The sequence below is a fragment of the Anaerococcus sp. HMSC068A02 genome (assembly GCF_001811125.1).
Taxonomy (GTDB): domain Bacteria; phylum Bacillota; class Clostridia; order Tissierellales; family Peptoniphilaceae; genus Anaerococcus; species Anaerococcus vaginalis_C.
The window spans coordinates 1-295 of record NZ_KV803750.1; the positions used below are offsets into that span (position 1 = coordinate 1).

1 protein-coding gene is annotated in these 295 nt (G+C 32.2%); it reads left to right on the plus strand.

The genetic code is table 11. The features are described 5' to 3' along the window. Nucleotides 1-99: 99 nt before the first annotated feature. The coding region (locus tag HMPREF2782_RS04395; protein WP_070641160.1) for a recombinase family protein at nucleotides 100-295 on the plus strand (196 nt) is incomplete at its 3' end.

A 295-nucleotide genomic window follows, 5' to 3' on the forward strand; every position in this document is an offset into this window, starting at 1 on the left:
GGAGTAATAGAATTAAGGAGAACACTTAATCACTGATTTAGTGAAATATGTACTTCTTAATTCTTTTTTATTTAAGAAATTAAGAGGAAGGAGGAAAAAGTGAGGAATTTTGAAAAGATAACAGCACTCTATGAGAGATTAAGTCGAGATGATGAACTTGAAGGAGAAAGTAACTCAATCGTTAATCAAAAGAAAATCCTTGAAGAATATGCAAGTAAGAATAATTTAACCAACATCATCCATTTTACAGATGACGGAATAAGCGGGACACAGTTTGATAGACCAGGCTTTATGG